The organism is Rhodococcus maanshanensis NBRC 100610 (assembly GCF_001894865.1).
Classification (GTDB): domain Bacteria; phylum Actinomycetota; class Actinomycetes; order Mycobacteriales; family Mycobacteriaceae; genus Rhodococcus_G; species Rhodococcus_G maanshanensis.
In genome coordinates, this window is the sequence record NZ_BCXA01000032.1 from 49681 (window position 1) to 63823 (window position 14143).

Consider the following 14143-nt stretch of genomic DNA (forward strand, 5'->3'; position numbering starts at 1 on the left):
CGTGGTCGGAACATCTGCGGTGCGCGTTTCACGGCTGCTCAAGTTCGGCCCGCTTGAACTGACCGGTAAGAGCTTGCGGAGGAAAGGCTGACAGACTCGCACGATGGTCCCCTTCGATCACCGAGAACAAGTGTTGACCGCGACCTGGACACCGCAGGACGGGGTTCGAGTGACGTTCTCGGATTTGCCCGACCCCTGGTTGATTTCCCTGGATCGGCTTGGCCGGGATCTGAAGGTGCGTCAGTACGGCGGTGATGTCGAGCGCATCGACTGGGTAGCCGAGTACGACCCTGAGGGCGGTTGGGTGTGGCTTCTGAGCTCGGTCACGATAGCGGGCCACCGCCCGAGCGGGCTCGGAGTGAGTGGCATGGGCGCGTCTGTTGACGACGACGAGGAAAAGGTGCTGATGTCGATGGCTGACCTGGTGCAGAACGAGGTGGCGGAGTCAGGCACGGCGTGGCCATGGGGTGACGCGGTTACCGCGCAATCACTCCTACTTCAGTGATCATCGAGGCACGGCTGCGACGTACGATCCGATGCTGCTGATCGAGGTATTCCGTCAGGTTGCGATCTACTACGCCCACACCTTCGCCGGCGCTGACCGTTCGCAGAAGTTCATCTTCGGATCCGCGGACTTCGAGATCATTGATCGCGAGACCTTCCGAATCGGGACGTGTCCCGGACACTGCACCATCATCGCGGAAGTGGTCAACGAGAAGACGCGCGACGGCGTGGTGACCGGACTGACGCTGGAGATGACCGCTTACATCGAGGGCAAGGTTGCTGCGCGCGAGGCGATGGCCTACCAGTGGATGCCCGCTGAGGTGTGGACGCGTATCCGGTGCCGTGGGCGTAATAGCCTGGGGCTGCCCGATATGCATGAAATCCCCAATGCCACACCGGTCGCTCGGATGCGACCCGGTGCAGTCGGTCGACACAATCCGCGAAATGCGATCTTGGCCAACCCGACGTTCGACACCGCCGAAATCAGCGCCGTGACGGTGATCGACACCAATCACCCGTCCTTGTTCGATCACGCCCTCGATCACGTGCCGGGCATGCTCCAGTTCGAGGCCGCCCGCCAGATCGCGATGGCCGCGGCGAACGCCTCGCTGGGGTTGGATACCAACCGGATGGTGATGCATCAGCTCGAGATCAGCTTCGAGAAGTTCGGCGAGTTCGAGCTCGAGACCATCGCGCATGCTGTCGTCGAGACCGACCCGGACGGCAAGGGTGCAGTGATCGCGGCTATCCGGATTACACAGGGCGATGAGGCCATCGCCACCGGGCGCGTTCACCTCCAGGTGATGCCGGTCGACATTTGGACGATGGTCCAGTGACTCTGCGAAAGCCCTTCGTCTGGTTCGACTTCGGCGGTGTCCTTTCGCCGTCACTGCCTGAGCTCTTCGATACCTACGCCGAACGCACGGGGATCCCCTCGGTCATCCTGCAGGAGGCGATGGCTGCGGTCGCCCTTGAGTACTCGATGCCGACGCTCGCTCCCATCGAGCTCGCGGTTGTCGACGAGCGGACGTGGGTGAGGAAGCTGCACGAGGTGATCGCCCGCGAGTACCCCGGCGTTGATCTCACGCGTAGCGAGCTCGACTTCGGGCGACAGTGGTTCGATGGACACCGGGCGAACGAATCGGTTCGGCAGTTCGCGCTGGAACTCGCCACGTCCGGCATTCCGGTGGGGATCCTCAGCAACAATGTCGTCGAATGGGAGCCGTATTGGCGACCCATGGTCGGTCTCGACTGTGTTGTCACCGACGTTGTCGATTCATGCAAAGTCGGGGTCCGCAAGCCTGACCCATCCATCTTCGGCCTTGCGGCCGAGCGGAACGGCGTCTTGCCCAATGACTGCATTCTCATCGATGATATCGCCGAGAACTGCGCTGCAGCTCGTCAGTCCGGTTGGTCCGCAGTTCAGTTCGTCGACGCAGAACAGGCGATCGGCGATGTCCGCGAGCTGCTCAGCAAACGGAATGCGCTAAGTAGCCATCCGGTGTGATGTGAGCCGACCGCCACGGAGGGGCGGGGGCGATGGAACCGGTCATCGACATCCGGTCAGAATCGTCCTCGCCCAGCCGCGGTGCGTCCTCGGCCACTCGAAGCTCGACGCTGCGTCCAGACTGCAATAGTCGCGCCAGGCTCGTAGTCTTCCCGGAGTCGTGGTCCGTGACAGCGAGATCGGTCACGAAACCCGGCTGAAACTGGCCGGAGATCATTTCTGCGAATCCGTCGTGGATCGACGGAACTGTCAACATCGCCTGCATCGCGTCGCGGAGATCGGTCATGGCGGGATTCATCATTCGCGACTGGAGGACAGTGTTCCCGACCACGACCGCTGCGACGGCCGCGCGGCGTCGGGACCAGTCGTCGAGCGTGTTATCGGCCAGCTTCCCTTGCACGACCTTTGCCAGGCGCCAGCCGAGGGTGAACGAATCCTGCATCCCGGTGTTGAGGCCCTGGCCTCCCAGCGGGTAGTGGATGTGGGCGGCGTCGCCGATCAGGAGAAGCCTGCCATTGCGCATCGCGGAGCGATAGCGCCCGTAGTCGCTGAATCGGGTCAGGTGGGAAATCAAAGTCAGGTCAGGCGTTTCACCCAGGACCGCAGTCATCGTGTCGAGGTACTCCGACTCAGTAGGGACTGATCTGTCGGCCGCAGGGCCGCGGAAATCCATCCCGATCACCCGTCCCTGGCCGATCGGATTCGGATTGTGCATGGTCCAGCCGTTCGCCGTGGGGTTCCACCCGGCCGGCGGACCGCCGAATCCGGCACGTGCGAGGCCGGCGATCGCGTTCATCGTCGCCGGGACCTCGACGGATGGAAATGTGCCAGCGGTCGCCACGAGGCTGCGCGCACCGTCGGCCCCCACGCAGTACTGCGCCGTCACTGTGCCAATGGATTTCGTGGCACCACTACCGGATGAGAACTGCACCTGGACACGCCTATTGCCGTTGATCCCGCTGCAGACGACAGAGCGCGCGGTAACCCCACGACGGATATCTGCGCCGTGCTCGCGGGCGCGTAGCTCGAATGCCGCCTCGAGGGTCGCCTGCCCAATTCCTGCGATGGGCGCAGGCTCCTCGGCGGGCGCGCTCAATGTCAAACCGGAAACGCCGGCGAACTGAAACCCGGTGCGCTGCACGGTGCCAGCAACCTGGGGGATCTGTTCTGGTTCGCATGAGGGGATGTAGCCACGGCGAGCGAGATGCGACAGCGACCGCGCATGCACTGTTCCGGCCCGAGGACGTTCGTCGACCTCGGTCCGTGTCTCGAGCAAAAGCACCTCCACGTCCTGAAGAGCCAGCTCAGCGGCGAGCAGCATCCCTACCGGGCCACCTCCAACAATCACGACATCGACGCTGATCGGCGGCGTCATCGGAGCGACTCCAGTTGCAGGGGTTCAACAGACATGATAGCTACTATAGTCCTCGAACCTACGAAGAAGTGAGAACCCTTGTGACTGCCACCTCGCAGGACTCCGTAACAATCTCGCCGCCACCGAGCCGGTGGACGCTCCCGATCGTGCTCACCGCGCAGTTCGTCACTCCTATGGCGATCGCCGGTACCGCAATCGCCCTCCCAGAAATCTCCAGTGACCTTGGAGCCCAACCGACCGCCCTGCAGTGGGTGGTCAACGGGTTCAATGTCGCGTTCGCCCTCGGGGTGCTGGCGTGGGGATCCCTGAGCGACCGCATCGGCTACCGCGTGACATTCACCCTCGGTGCGACACTGTTCGCCGTCGGCAGCGCTATCAGCGCAGCCGCACCGTCGCTCGCGATCCTCGACGGAGCTCGCCTCGTCGCCGGTATCGGCGCCGCCGCCATCCTCACCGGCGCAACCGCCATGCTTTCCAAGACCTTCGAAGGGGCCGTGCGGACTCAAGCGTTCGCGCTGTTCGGCACGATCAACGGCCTCGGTCTCGCCCTCGGCCCAACCATCTCCGGTCTCCTTGTCGCAGGTGTCGGGTGGCGCGGGGTCTTCCTCGTTCAGGCCGCAGTCCTCGCTCTCGCTGCTGTCGGCTCTCGGGCTCTCCCGAGCACGCGACCTGCTCCGGCCCCCGCAGGCGGGAAACGAGCGCCCATCCTCGACCTGACCCTCCTGCGTAACCGCGAGTTCCTCGCGATGTGCCTCGTGCCCGTGGCGGGCTCCATCGGCTTTGTCACCCTGCTGACCTATCTGCCGTCGGCATTCAGTGGCATCAAGTCCATGTCGCCCGGCGCCGCGGGTCTGACCATGTTGGCCATGACCATTCCCGTGCTCGTCGCCCCGACTGCGGTCGCCAAGCTCGTCAACACTGTCCGATCCGTCCACGTCGGATCCGTCGTCTACGCGAGCCTCGCCGCGCTCATCCTGGGCAACATCGGAATGCTGCTCCTGTCCGAAAACCGTTCGATCGCCTGGGTCATCGTCCCAATGGTCCTGCTAGGGTTCGGTTTTGGCCTGCCCATCGGTCTCGTCGACGGCCACGCGCTCGCTGTCGTCCCCGCCGAACGCGCCGGCACCGCCGCCGGCCTACTGAACTTCTTCCGCATCGGCAGCGAAGCGATGTTCGTCGCCGGCTACGCATTCGTTCTGTCGACGGTTGTCGGTCAACAACTCACCGGCGCCGCCGCGGAAGACACCGCCGCGGGCCAGCCCGGTCACCCCGAGGTGTACCGCTGCGCCTTCGACACCACCGTCGTCGGCCTGATCAGCCTCCTCATCGCGATCACTATCGCGATCCTTATCGTCCGCAGCAAGTCCGCACAGTCGACCAAGGAGGCCTGATGTCCGCACCCGCCAGCCCGAGCCGTGTCCGGTTCGACGTTCGCTCGATACCCAACATCACCCCGCCGGGAATGATCACCACCCAAGCAGCCCTCTCACCAGGCGGGCTCCCGCAGATCACATTGCCCACCGGCCATACCGCAGTTCATCTGACCACCTACGCCGATGTGCACCAGGTGCTCACCGACACCTCGTTCATCCGACGCGAAACCAACGTCGATGACGGCCCGAGCTTCCTGCCGACGATCATGCCCGAGGACATGCTCCTCAACCTCGATCAGCCAGATCACGGGCGGCTCAAGCGCTTCGTCGCCGCGGGCTACAGCGCAAACGCGATGACTGGCCTCGCGCCGACCGTACGTCGACTCGCTGACTCCGCCGTCGACAGCCTCAGCAGCACCCTCACTGCGGGCGCCGACGTCGACCTCATGAGCGAGGTCCTCGACCCCCTGACAATCAACGTCAACGCTTACTACCTGGGGATCCCCGCATCCGACATCCCCAAATTTCGGCACCTGTCCCGACAAATGCAGCTCGCCCACGACACCGACGTGCCCCAGCTTCTCGAAGACTTCTGGGAGCTCTACCACTACATCGAAGACCTCGTCAGCGGCCAACGCGACCTCAGTAACGGGCTCATCAAGGATCTCCTCGCCGCCCGAGACACCGTCGAACCACCGGTCAGCGACGCCGAGTACGCCGCGACGCTGCTCGGCTCCCTGGTCGGAGGCGACCAGAACGTCCTGTCGGTTCTGTCGAAGATCATCTACACAGCCCTGGTGGAGCACAGCCTCTGGGACCTGATGGCGGACGACCGGAGGACGGTCCCCGACGTAGTCGAGGAACTGCTCCGTCTGCTCCCGCTCGGGCGGATCTCGACATTCCCCCGCATCGCATCGCGCGACATCGAACTTTCCAGTGGAACTGGAACCCTTCGAGCAGGCGAGATCGTTTACGCCGATGCGCACAAGGCGAACCGTGACCCCGAGGTCTTCCCGGAACCATGGGTTGTTGACACCGCCCGAACGGGAAAGCGGCACCTCCAGTTCGGCTACGGTATGCACCACTGCATGGGATCAGCCCTGGCCCGCATGGAGATCATCGAAGCGATAACCGTGCTGACAAACCGCCTGCCGAACCTTCGCCTCGCGGTGGACCCCGAAACCATCGCCTGGGACACCGGTGTGCTTGTGCACCGCCCCCTGAGCCTGCCTGTCGACTCCGCAATCTGATCCCACGGGAGTGCAACCAGCCACATTTTCAGTAGGTACCATTTATTGCGGAGGTATTGCCGCGCCTCCGCGAAAGGAACACGGTTGACATGGCTGATCAGGACGGACACCCGGACCTCGACGAGTTCGATCTCTCGAAGATCCTGCACGCACTCTCAGACGAAAACCGGCGCAGCGTCATCGTCCAGCTTGCCGAACAACCCGACGACACCGAGCAGTTCTGCAGCGTCTTCGGCATGCCCTGGGCCCAATCCACCCGCACCCACCACTTCAAGGTCCTCCGAACCGCGGGACTGGTCTGGCAACGCGACGTCGGCAACGGCCGCATGACCCGACTACGCCGTGACGACCTCGAGAAGGCATTCCCCGGGCTCCTCGACCTGATCGTCGCTGCCGACCGCAAGGCACGCATGGGCGCACAATGATGTGCACTGTCCGTAGCGCGCACGCGTGGCCCAGCAGCCAGGCTGCACCTGCGCTCGCGGTGGTCGCAAGGCGTTGGAGAGCGCAGCCTTCGCCACCCGCATCGCGCTATCTGAGAGTTCGCTGAGTATCGAAGCGCGCCCCGCACGGGGTCGCCTACCGTCCTCCCCGCTGTCCTGGTCCTGCGTTGAGTTGGGATGGCACGTGGGCCTCGCAGTCGTGGAGAGCGGCGGGGCCCACACTCATAACCGATCGTCGCTGATGAGGTCGCCAGTCTCACTGGCTAGCAGCGTCGCGCACCCTGGTCTGCGGACCGCGCGCACGGCCGGGGACCAACCAGTGCCGTGCGCGCGGGCACTCAGCGAGCGGCCGCGAGGGGCCACCGACTGGTGCGATGACGTATGGGACGCCACCACCGGGGTGCCTCACCTACGCAGGGGGGTGAGTAGGTGTGACACTGAGTTACATCGTATTGCGGTGACAGCCGTTACGGCCACCGCACCAAGCTCCGCACATGCTGCGTCTCGCGGCAGTCGGATCGATTCCTGCCCGGCTCCCCGCGACCGGCGGCACAATCGAAGTTGTGAGTGACGTCGGGGATCTCACCGCGGTCGTGACTGAGATCGAATCACGTCTGGCGAATGAACAGGTCGACGACCAGGACCGCGAATCCCTCCTACATGACCGGGACCGCGCGACCCTGTTTCTCGCCGCAGTGCGCTCCGGGCGCCGCGAGCTCATCCGTCAGGACCTGTACTTCGACCTCCTCGAGCGCTACCCGGCACAGGCCCAAGGTGGCAACGATGAATCCTGATCTGCCGCCGAGCGACGAACACCGCCATCTGGAGTTCGTGAGCGACCGCCTCCGACAAAAGCACCCCGATGTGACCGGGGAAGTGATCTGCGAGACGGTCGATCGAGTGCACCACCGATTCGATGGCCGCGGGGTTCGCGACTTCGTACCCGTCCTCGTCGAGCGGAGGGCCGCGGAGGAGCTGGTGCGCCCCAACCAGATTCACCAGGTCCCAGGCTGAACTGTACCGCCTCTCCCGCCGCCTTCAGTGGCCCTGGCGTGAACCACGCTTCCCGCCGCGTCGCCCCGGGCACGCGGTGCGGGTCGGCTCGTGGACCTTGTTGCTGAGAATTTGCTGAGTATCGAAGCGCGCCCCGACCGGGGTCGCCTATCGTTCCGCCTCGCCGTTACCTCCCAAAGCTGCGGCAAAGGCCTCGCCGCTCCCTCGGGCGGCGAGGCCTTCTTATGCCGACCGTGAAGCGCATTTTCATCGGCCAACAACGGTGTGCTGCGTGGCCCGCGGGCCGCGCGCACGGTTGAAACCCGTTGCGCCGTGCGCGCGGTCACTCAGCGAGCGGCCACGAGTATGGAAGCGGCCACCCTGCTGGCGCGGTGACGCAATGGGGCGCCACCACCTGCGTCACACCTACGCAGGCGGTGGTAGGTGTGACACTGAGTCCAGTCTATTGCGGACAGTGGGCGCCTACCAGAGCGACGACCAGCGATAGCGGCTTTCGCATACCTCGAACGCGCGCTGCGGGCTTGCGAAGCAGTGGAACCGCATGTCAGCGTCGGTGGCAGCGACCGCGCGCTTCACACAGCGCGGACCGACCACCAGGACCACGTCGATCCCCGCGCATCCAGCGCGGTAGTGCGCCTCGATGAGGGCTTCGATCGCGCACACCGCCAGGAAGGTGACTCGGGACAGGTCGACGATGAGGCCGTGGTCGGCGGCGTCTACTCCCGGCGTCCAGGCGCTCGACGAGATCGGGCAACGTGTCCGCGTCCACGTCCCCCGATACCTCGATGACGCCGATTGCGACGCTGGGTACACCTGCGGGTATTCGGCCAACTGCAAGGCCCTCCGACGTCGCCGGCGCGCGGGCGAGAATGGGTGAAATCGACATGACAGGACTCCTAATTTGGGCCTCTCAGTCGAAAAGGGCCACGCCCGAAGTGCAGGTGCCGATTGGTACCGGCGATCACGCGAGAGGCGATCTGCGGGGCTGTGGACTCAACCAACTCCTGTCTACCACCTCTGCGGAATGCTGTATACGTCGAGATTCGGATCGCGGGAACTGTACTGTTCTTCAAGTGCGTATGACGTTCACGGAGCGGCGGGGGTTGATCGCAGGTCTCGTCATGTCCGTCGTCCTTGGCGTCGTGTTAAGTGTTTCGGCTGGTAGCTGGACTAAAGGGCTTGCGACTCTGTTGATTTGCGTCGTCGGAACTTGCCTCGGGTTGCTGATCTCCCGGGCTAGGTCCAAGAACCGCCCACAGGCGTGACCTGCGGCGGAGTCCCACAGGGCGTGTCCGCTGCCCGCGCACGCGATTGACAACAGCAATTTGTCAATTCGGCGGTAAATTGCTGTTTAAGCGGTCCGGTTCAGTAACCCGGGATTTGTGTTTGACTTCCGCCGATTGGCGTGCGAGCCTCGATTCGGCGCGCGTTCCGTCATTTCAATCCCAATTCAGTTCTCCTGCTTAGCCCATGTTTGGTTACTGACCAGCGGAGGTTACCGTGGAAGATTTGAACAGCACTGTCGGGTTCTCGTCACTTTCAACGACTTTTGTTAATGAAGGTGTCGGTGCACTGCTGAATCGGATTTGCGTTCGGGCGCCATATTTTGCGCTACAAGACCTCGCTATCCCCTCTGGCGGCACGGTGACCTGCAACTTCCCTACGGAAGTCGACCCAGGCGATGACGGGCCCATCACGATGGCTGAACTCGCCCGGCATTCGGCTATCGCGGGTTTGTGTGCCGTCGCGAGTTCGTTTGACGACGGCGGTCGACGCTACTACCTCGCGCGAACCGGAACCATGACGCCACTGAGCGACACAGAATACGGACCGGGGGCAATCATCTCGGCCAAAGCAACCGGCGCACTCACTTCCCAGCGAACCGCGCAAGCACAGTGTGCGGTGACAGTTGGTGGGGGCTCCGTGATTCGTGTGGATATCGGATACAGCGTCTTCACTGAGTCGGCGTTCGGCAAGATCTTTGGGTACCTCAGGCGTGACACGGAAGACGATCTGCTTTTCAACCCATACACGGCCCCGATGCCGATACACGACGTGCGAGTCGAAACGCGTTCAGCGACAGCCTTTTCGAAGGTGACCCCCGAGCAGTGCATCGGCCACTTCTCCGGTTATCCAGCAATGCCGATCGCGTACCTGTTGAGCGCGAAGTTCGAGCTCGGGGCGATCCTGGCCTCCGAAATTCTGGCTGGACGGAAGGTGATCCCGACATCATCCGAACTGATCGACGCGCGCGCGCTGATCCCGTCGAGCACTCGAGTGGATCTGTCCGCGGTTGTCGAACACGCTGCCGAAGACTCCTGCACGATCAATCTTTCGGCAACGGTTGCAGGAGAAGTTGCCGTGCTCGCACGCGCGAGCTACCGGTCCGCCTGACCGGACAGGTCACCACTCCGATTGCGGTGGCTCTGGTGGCCGCGGGTGGTTCGTGCTCGGCCTTCCTGCTGTCTTCGTGTGGGCGCTGCTGGGCGCCCAGCAGCGAGTGTCGGCAGCGTGCGCGGGGTGGTCGAGTTGCAACGAAGATTGACAGGACGCGCCTGTGCGCTCTGACCGTGGTCGGGCGTGTCGGACGCGTCCTGTCAATGTAGGTGTGTCACCGACCCCAGAGGCAGGTCTTCGCATCCATCAGGATGTGAATATGAAACACGCGCAAACGGATCCGGACCGGATCGCCGAGATCCTGACCGGCCTCGACCGACTACGAGCAGCCGATCTGAAGACCACCGTCGTATCGCTCGGCGACCGGGAGGTCATCGGCTACAGATGCCGCATCCACGGGGCAGCCGTGCATCGCTACGAGCACGCTGCTCCGGCGGACCCGGACGTGCTCGCTGCATTCGAGAACCGGCTCGGCGTCGGCCTTCCTGCCGACTACCGCGAGTGGATCACCCGGGTGGGCGACGGAGGAGCCGGACCGATGCTCGGACTGCTCCCGCTGGCGCAGGAGGCCGAGGACGCCGCGATCGACTACGCCGCGGACTTCCCCTTCTCCGCCGAGCGACCCTGCCCGCCCGCCGCCGAGGACTCCGAGTTCCAGTGGTCGGAGAACATCGGCCGGATCCATCGAGGTGCGACATTCCTCGCGGACGAGGGATGCGGCATGTACAACCTCCTGATCCTGCGCGGCCCGGCTGCGGGGCAGGTGTGGTTGCACAGCTACGAGCACGCCGCCGCGCTGCCTGTGCTTCACCCAGACACCCGCGAGTCGCTGACGTTCCTCGACTGGTACGAACTCTGGCTCGCCCGCGCCCTCGGGCCGGACCTTGACCAGGTGGAGAGCTTTGCTGAGTTCACAGATCACGGCACGAACCAGGCCTGAGGTGTCTCGTTCCCCGCCTGGGGTCGCGGTGGCGTCCCCGGCCCCTGAGCACGTCCAGGAGCGGCGAAACCAGATCGGGGAAGGCGCCCGGTCACCTCGTTGCCGTTGCGGCTGAACAGGTGGCACCGGTCACAGCGCACGACGGCGATAGCGCGCTACCCGTCCCACTTCATCTCGAATGCCCACCCCGGACTTGCCGATGCTGGCCGAGAGTGGCCAGCATCGGCGAAGCGCCTAGGCGACCGTGACAACAGGCCGCGACGGGCGACGAACGGGTCCTCGGTGTCCTCGGTCATGCCGTGGGCGCGGCGTCGAAAGGCTTGGTACGCGTGGCTAGTGGAATCGTGCAGGCCTGGGAATAGCCCTGGGACGTGATCCCGTGCGCGGTATTGACCCTGGTCGACAGGTTGGCGAAGCCGATGAACACGGTGAGTTCGACCAGCGCCGCCGGGCCGAGCCGGTCGAGCAGACGCGCAGACAACTCGTCGGTGACGGTCGGCGGCGTGTTCGTCATGGCCTCGGCGTACTCCAGCACGTCCCGCTCCGACGGCGTGAACACCTCCGACTCCCGCCAACGCGGCACCTCGCTCGCTTTGGCCGGGTCCAGGTTCTGATTCAGCGCCGCGAAGTAGTTGATGTCCAGGCACCAACTGCAGCCGACCTGCGCCGCGACGGCCATGTGCGCGAAGGTCTTGAGGCTCGCGTCGGCCGCGTCCCACGCGCCCATCTTGGCCGTGAACTCCTGGTTGTCCTCGGCGAGCCTGGGGTTGTTCCAGAGCACTTCGACGGGCTCGGGTACGGCACCGAGTTGCCTGATCAGGTTTTCCCTCATCCCGGCGGGGAGCTCTGCCTTCGGAATGCGCGGTGTCATGGTTTTCTCCTCCTTCGGTGGCCTGTCGGCCTGTCCGCCATGAAGACACCGCCGGGTCACCGGATGTGACAGTGGGGCCGTGCTGCGGCAGGTCGTTCCTTCTCTGCGGGTTTGGCAGTTGGTGGCGGGAATTCGCGTCTGCGAAGTCGCGATGCTGGTTACAAACGATGACGTCCGTACGGCCTTCCTGCGGGAAGATAGTGGTCGAGGCCCACCACGAGGAGGCGATGAGGTCGTGTGCGGACGCTCCGCATCCACCAGCAGCCGACGAGACCTGCTCTCGGCCTTCGAGGCCACCAAGGCGGTCGGGGAGGAGCTGCCGCCGTCCTACAACATCGCCCCGACGAAGCGGGTGGACGTGGTGCTTGAAGGGTCGCCCAGCGACGAGCCCGGCGTCGACCCGGTCCGGCAGGTCAAACAGCACGGTGAAGTGGGGCCTTTTACTGGACTACGGATCGGGTCAGTGGATGCGCGGTGCAACTCGTCGAAGGATGACGAGACCATTTCTGTTGCCGTAGGTTCCGCGAGTTCTTTGCCGCCGAACCGATTGACTTCGTAGCTTGCGATCCGCAGGCGGCGGTGACGTGGGATCAGTATCGCGTAGGTCGGTCAACTGGCGGATGTGCAGGCTTCCCACGGTGCGGTCTTCCTATCGTTGTCGGTGTGTCTGCGAGACTCCTCGAATGGAACACATCGGGCGCGAAGCAGCAGCACTGCTCAACGAAGCTGGGGTCGAACTCGACCGCGGTCTGACCGATGCTGAGTTTTCCAATGTTCACGAACGCTTTGGATTTCACTTCAACCCCGACCACCGAAGTCTTCTGGCGACGGCTCTACCAGTCGGCGACGGCTGGCCGGACTGGCGTAATGGCGACGATCTCAAGCTGGGTACCTGGCTGGACCGCGTCGCCGAGGGCTTCATTTGGGATGCACTGCATCAGACACCGCCCTTCTGGCCGGCGTCGTGGGGCAAACTGCCTTCCACATCCGAGAATGTGGCCACAACCGTGCGTCGGGAACTCGGGGCGTGGCCGCGCCTCGTCCCGATCTACGGGCACCGTTTCACGCCCGCCGCACCCTCCCCGACGGGATCGCCGGTCTTCTCGGCATGGCAGACCGACATCATCTATTACGGGGCGAACCTCGTCGAATATCTGACCAATGAGTTTCCTCTCGGTCAGGGCCGGAAGTCTCTTTCGCCCATCACCGTCCGCGTGCCGTTTTGGTCCCGGTTCGTCGAGTCGGCCAACAGCGCAGAATCAATCTGACCGGCACCACCGCGCGACTGTCCGGACGCAGCCCCTGCCGGCCCGCCTGCTTCGCAGCACCGTGAAATGAGGCCTTCTGCCAGACTAAGGCGTCGGTCAGCTCATGCGTTGCTGTAACTCGTCGAAGAATGACGAAACCATCTCAGTTGCAAGAGGTTCCATGAGTTCTTTGCCGCCGAATCGGTAGACTTCGTAGCCGGCAAGTCGTAGGCGGCGGTCCTCGGCCACCATCTCCGCGTAGAGCGTGGGATTCGCGGTGCCGTCGCGGTCCGAGTAGTGCTGCTTTCCATCGACCTCGATGACCACACGTTGGCGGTCACTGAAGAGAAGCAGAAAATCCATTCGCTGTCGTGCGAGGGGGTTGTTCCGGGTGCCGCGGCTACGGACGGTGTAGGGATCGTAGTGGAGGTAGACCTGCGGAATCAGGGCTGGGATTCCGAATCCGTGCTGCTTGTAGCGGCGACTGTAGACATCGAAGACGAGGCGTTCGGCGGGGTTGTCGCCGATGCTCGCGGCGAGGCGCTGATGAAGATCCAGTCCCACCGCTCTGTCATCGGACTCCGTGAGACCCTCGCGATCGCGCCACCAGTCGATGAGCCGCTCGAAGCTGAGGCCGTCGGCTGGGATCGGTTGTTCAAACACGAGGCAGTACTTGGCGTTCTTGACGATCTCGATGTCGTTGTTGACGGCGTCCCGAAGGACGAGTTCAGGTTTGGGGCCGTTCGCGGCGAAGATGAGGTTCTTGGCGGGGGATCCGACGCCGCCGCCTCGGTCGTATTCGGCCAGAAGATCCTGAATCTCTGTGGTGTAGACGTTGTGTTCGGAGAGGATCCTCCGCGCGAGGCCCACCAACTGTGGAACTGTCCATTCGGGCATGTAGGCCTCGATCAGCGATCGCTTAGTGCTCTGGTCCTCGGGTGATTCGCTGTGGGTCCAGGGAAGCTTCAGCTCGTCGGCGAGCACCACTTCGAGCTCTGGACGGGTGTACGACATCAGAGCACTCTCGATCGCGGTGCGCAGAGTCCGCACCGACACGATCACCTTCCGCGGCGTAGTCGGTTGGAACAGGTCAGCGAAGAAGGAGCCGGTGGTCACGCTTTGAGTATCCAAGCTGCCGCCCATCAGAGGTGTTCAAAGCGTGATCGTGACGACTTCGCCCGCCGGCCGCTTGGCCGGAGCGTCTTTGATGTGCAAAGAGACT

At 63.8% G+C, this 14143-nt stretch carries 16 protein-coding genes; 12 read left to right on the top strand and 4 right to left on the bottom strand.

All coding sequences use genetic code 11. From position 1 onward, the window contains the following. The first annotated feature begins 103 nt into the window (after window positions 1–103). The 3 genes from RM1_RS16415 to RM1_RS16425 are packed head-to-tail and all read left to right on the top strand — an operon-like array spanning window position 104 to window position 2011. Complete coding sequence (locus RM1_RS16415; RefSeq protein WP_143069523.1) at window positions 104–505, top strand: hypothetical protein; 402 nt, start codon at window positions 104–106, stop codon at window positions 503–505. Then, window positions 468–1340: an AfsA-related hotdog domain-containing protein gene (locus RM1_RS16420; RefSeq protein WP_072752817.1), complete on the top strand. Its 873-nt coding sequence runs from the start codon at window positions 468–470 to the stop codon at window positions 1338–1340. The genes RM1_RS16415 and RM1_RS16420 overlap by 38 nt, the downstream gene beginning before the upstream one ends. Then, window positions 1337–2011 carry an HAD-IA family hydrolase gene (locus tag RM1_RS16425; RefSeq protein WP_245816393.1) on the top strand — a complete coding sequence of 225 codons (675 nt, stop codon included), beginning with the start codon at window positions 1337–1339 and terminating at the stop codon, window positions 2009–2011. Before RM1_RS16420 ends, RM1_RS16425 begins: the two co-directional genes overlap by 4 nt. Here RM1_RS16425 and RM1_RS16430 read toward each other — a convergent pair. Beyond that, window positions 1974–3386: an FAD-dependent monooxygenase gene (locus tag RM1_RS16430; protein ID WP_072752819.1), complete on the bottom strand. Its 1413-nt coding sequence runs from the start codon at window positions 3384–3386 to the stop codon at window positions 1974–1976. The two genes, RM1_RS16425 and RM1_RS16430, sit on opposite strands and share 38 nt — an antisense overlap. 146 nt (window positions 3387–3532) lie before the next feature. On the opposite strand from RM1_RS16430, the gene RM1_RS16435 reads away from it, so the two are divergent. From RM1_RS16435 to RM1_RS27195, 5 genes are all read left to right on the top strand, one after another. Further along, window positions 3533–4777: an MFS transporter gene (locus tag RM1_RS16435; RefSeq protein ID WP_245816395.1), complete on the top strand. Its 1245-nt coding sequence runs from the start codon at window positions 3533–3535 to the stop codon at window positions 4775–4777. Continuing rightward, window positions 4777–6009 carry a cytochrome P450 gene (locus RM1_RS16440; RefSeq protein ID WP_245816396.1) on the top strand — a complete coding sequence of 411 codons (1233 nt, stop codon included), beginning with the start codon at window positions 4777–4779 and terminating at the stop codon, window positions 6007–6009. The genes RM1_RS16435 and RM1_RS16440 overlap by 1 nt, the downstream gene beginning before the upstream one ends. A gap of 89 nt (window positions 6010–6098) precedes the next feature. Next, on the top strand, window positions 6099–6434 hold the full coding sequence (locus RM1_RS16445; protein ID WP_072752820.1) for an ArsR/SmtB family transcription factor: 336 nt from the start codon (window positions 6099–6101) through the stop codon (window positions 6432–6434). A gap of 512 nt (window positions 6435–6946) precedes the next feature. After that, the gene (locus tag RM1_RS16450; RefSeq protein ID WP_143069525.1) at window positions 6947–7246 is read left to right on the top strand and encodes a hypothetical protein; all 300 of its coding nucleotides are present in this window, start codon (window positions 6947–6949) and stop codon (window positions 7244–7246) included. Then, window positions 7236–7466, top strand: a complete 231-nt coding sequence (locus RM1_RS27195) for a three-helix bundle dimerization domain-containing protein (protein WP_072752822.1) — start codon at window positions 7236–7238, stop codon at window positions 7464–7466. Before RM1_RS16450 ends, RM1_RS27195 begins: the two co-directional genes overlap by 11 nt. Before the next feature lie 462 nt (window positions 7467–7928). Here the strand turns inward: RM1_RS27195 and RM1_RS26195 are convergent, their stop codons facing one another. Further along, a complete protein-coding gene (locus tag RM1_RS26195) occupies window positions 7929–8303 on the bottom strand; it encodes an STAS domain-containing protein (RefSeq protein WP_169922339.1) in 375 nt (124 codons plus the stop codon). 663 nt (window positions 8304–8966) lie between these two features. On the opposite strand from RM1_RS26195, the gene RM1_RS26200 reads away from it, so the two are divergent. Both RM1_RS26200 and RM1_RS16470 read left to right on the top strand, forming a co-directional pair. After that, the gene (locus RM1_RS26200) at window positions 8967–9860 is read left to right on the top strand and encodes a hypothetical protein (protein WP_143069527.1); all 894 of its coding nucleotides are present in this window, start codon (window positions 8967–8969) and stop codon (window positions 9858–9860) included. Window positions 9861–10122: 262 nt separating this feature from the next. Continuing rightward, window positions 10123–10803, top strand: coding sequence for an SMI1/KNR4 family protein (locus RM1_RS16470; RefSeq protein ID WP_072752825.1), 681 nt, complete (start codon window positions 10123–10125; stop codon window positions 10801–10803). A 292-nt stretch (window positions 10804–11095) separates the two neighbouring features. Here RM1_RS16470 and RM1_RS16475 read toward each other — a convergent pair whose 3' ends face one another. Beyond that, entirely contained in the window at window positions 11096–11674 is a 579-nt protein-coding gene (locus RM1_RS16475) for a carboxymuconolactone decarboxylase family protein (protein WP_072752826.1), read from the bottom strand. A 79-nt stretch (window positions 11675–11753) separates the two neighbouring features. On the opposite strand from RM1_RS16475, the gene RM1_RS26205 reads away from it, so the two are divergent. After that, a complete protein-coding gene (locus tag RM1_RS26205) occupies window positions 11754–12233 on the top strand; it encodes an SOS response-associated peptidase family protein (RefSeq protein ID WP_143187333.1) in 480 nt (159 codons plus the stop codon). A gap of 124 nt (window positions 12234–12357) precedes the next feature. Next, entirely contained in the window at window positions 12358–12942 is a 585-nt protein-coding gene (locus RM1_RS16480; RefSeq protein ID WP_072752827.1) for a hypothetical protein, read from the top strand. Window positions 12943–13038: 96 nt separating this feature from the next. On the opposite strand, the gene RM1_RS16485 is transcribed toward RM1_RS16480, so the two are convergent. Next, a complete protein-coding gene (locus RM1_RS16485; RefSeq protein WP_072752828.1) occupies window positions 13039–14037 on the bottom strand; it encodes a putative endonuclease domain-containing protein in 999 nt (332 codons plus the stop codon). Window positions 14038–14143: the final 106 nt, after the last annotated feature.

Bases quoted from the DNA above. Each gene is read 5' to 3' on its own strand.
- RM1_RS16440 (WP_245816396.1), top strand. From the start codon at position 4,777: ATGTCCGCACCCGCCAGCCCGAGCCGTGTCCGGTTCGACGTTCGCTCG.
- RM1_RS16480 (WP_072752827.1), top strand. From the start codon at position 12,358: ATGGAACACATCGGGCGCGAAGCAGCAGCACTGCTCAACGAAGCTGGG.
- RM1_RS16470 (WP_072752825.1), top strand. From the start codon at position 10,123: ATGAAACACGCGCAAACGGATCCGGACCGGATCGCCGAGATCCTGACC.
- RM1_RS16415 (WP_143069523.1), top strand. From the start codon at position 104: ATGGTCCCCTTCGATCACCGAGAACAAGTGTTGACCGCGACCTGGACA.
- RM1_RS16450 (WP_143069525.1), top strand. From the start codon at position 6,947: ATGCTGCGTCTCGCGGCAGTCGGATCGATTCCTGCCCGGCTCCCCGCG.
- RM1_RS16475 (WP_072752826.1), bottom strand. From the start codon at position 11,674: ATGACACCGCGCATTCCGAAGGCAGAGCTCCCCGCCGGGATGAGGGAA.
- RM1_RS16445 (WP_072752820.1), top strand. From the start codon at position 6,099: ATGGCTGATCAGGACGGACACCCGGACCTCGACGAGTTCGATCTCTCG.
- RM1_RS27195 (WP_072752822.1), top strand. From the start codon at position 7,236: ATGAATCCTGATCTGCCGCCGAGCGACGAACACCGCCATCTGGAGTTC.
- RM1_RS16430 (WP_072752819.1), bottom strand. From the start codon at position 3,386: ATGACGCCGCCGATCAGCGTCGATGTCGTGATTGTTGGAGGTGGCCCG.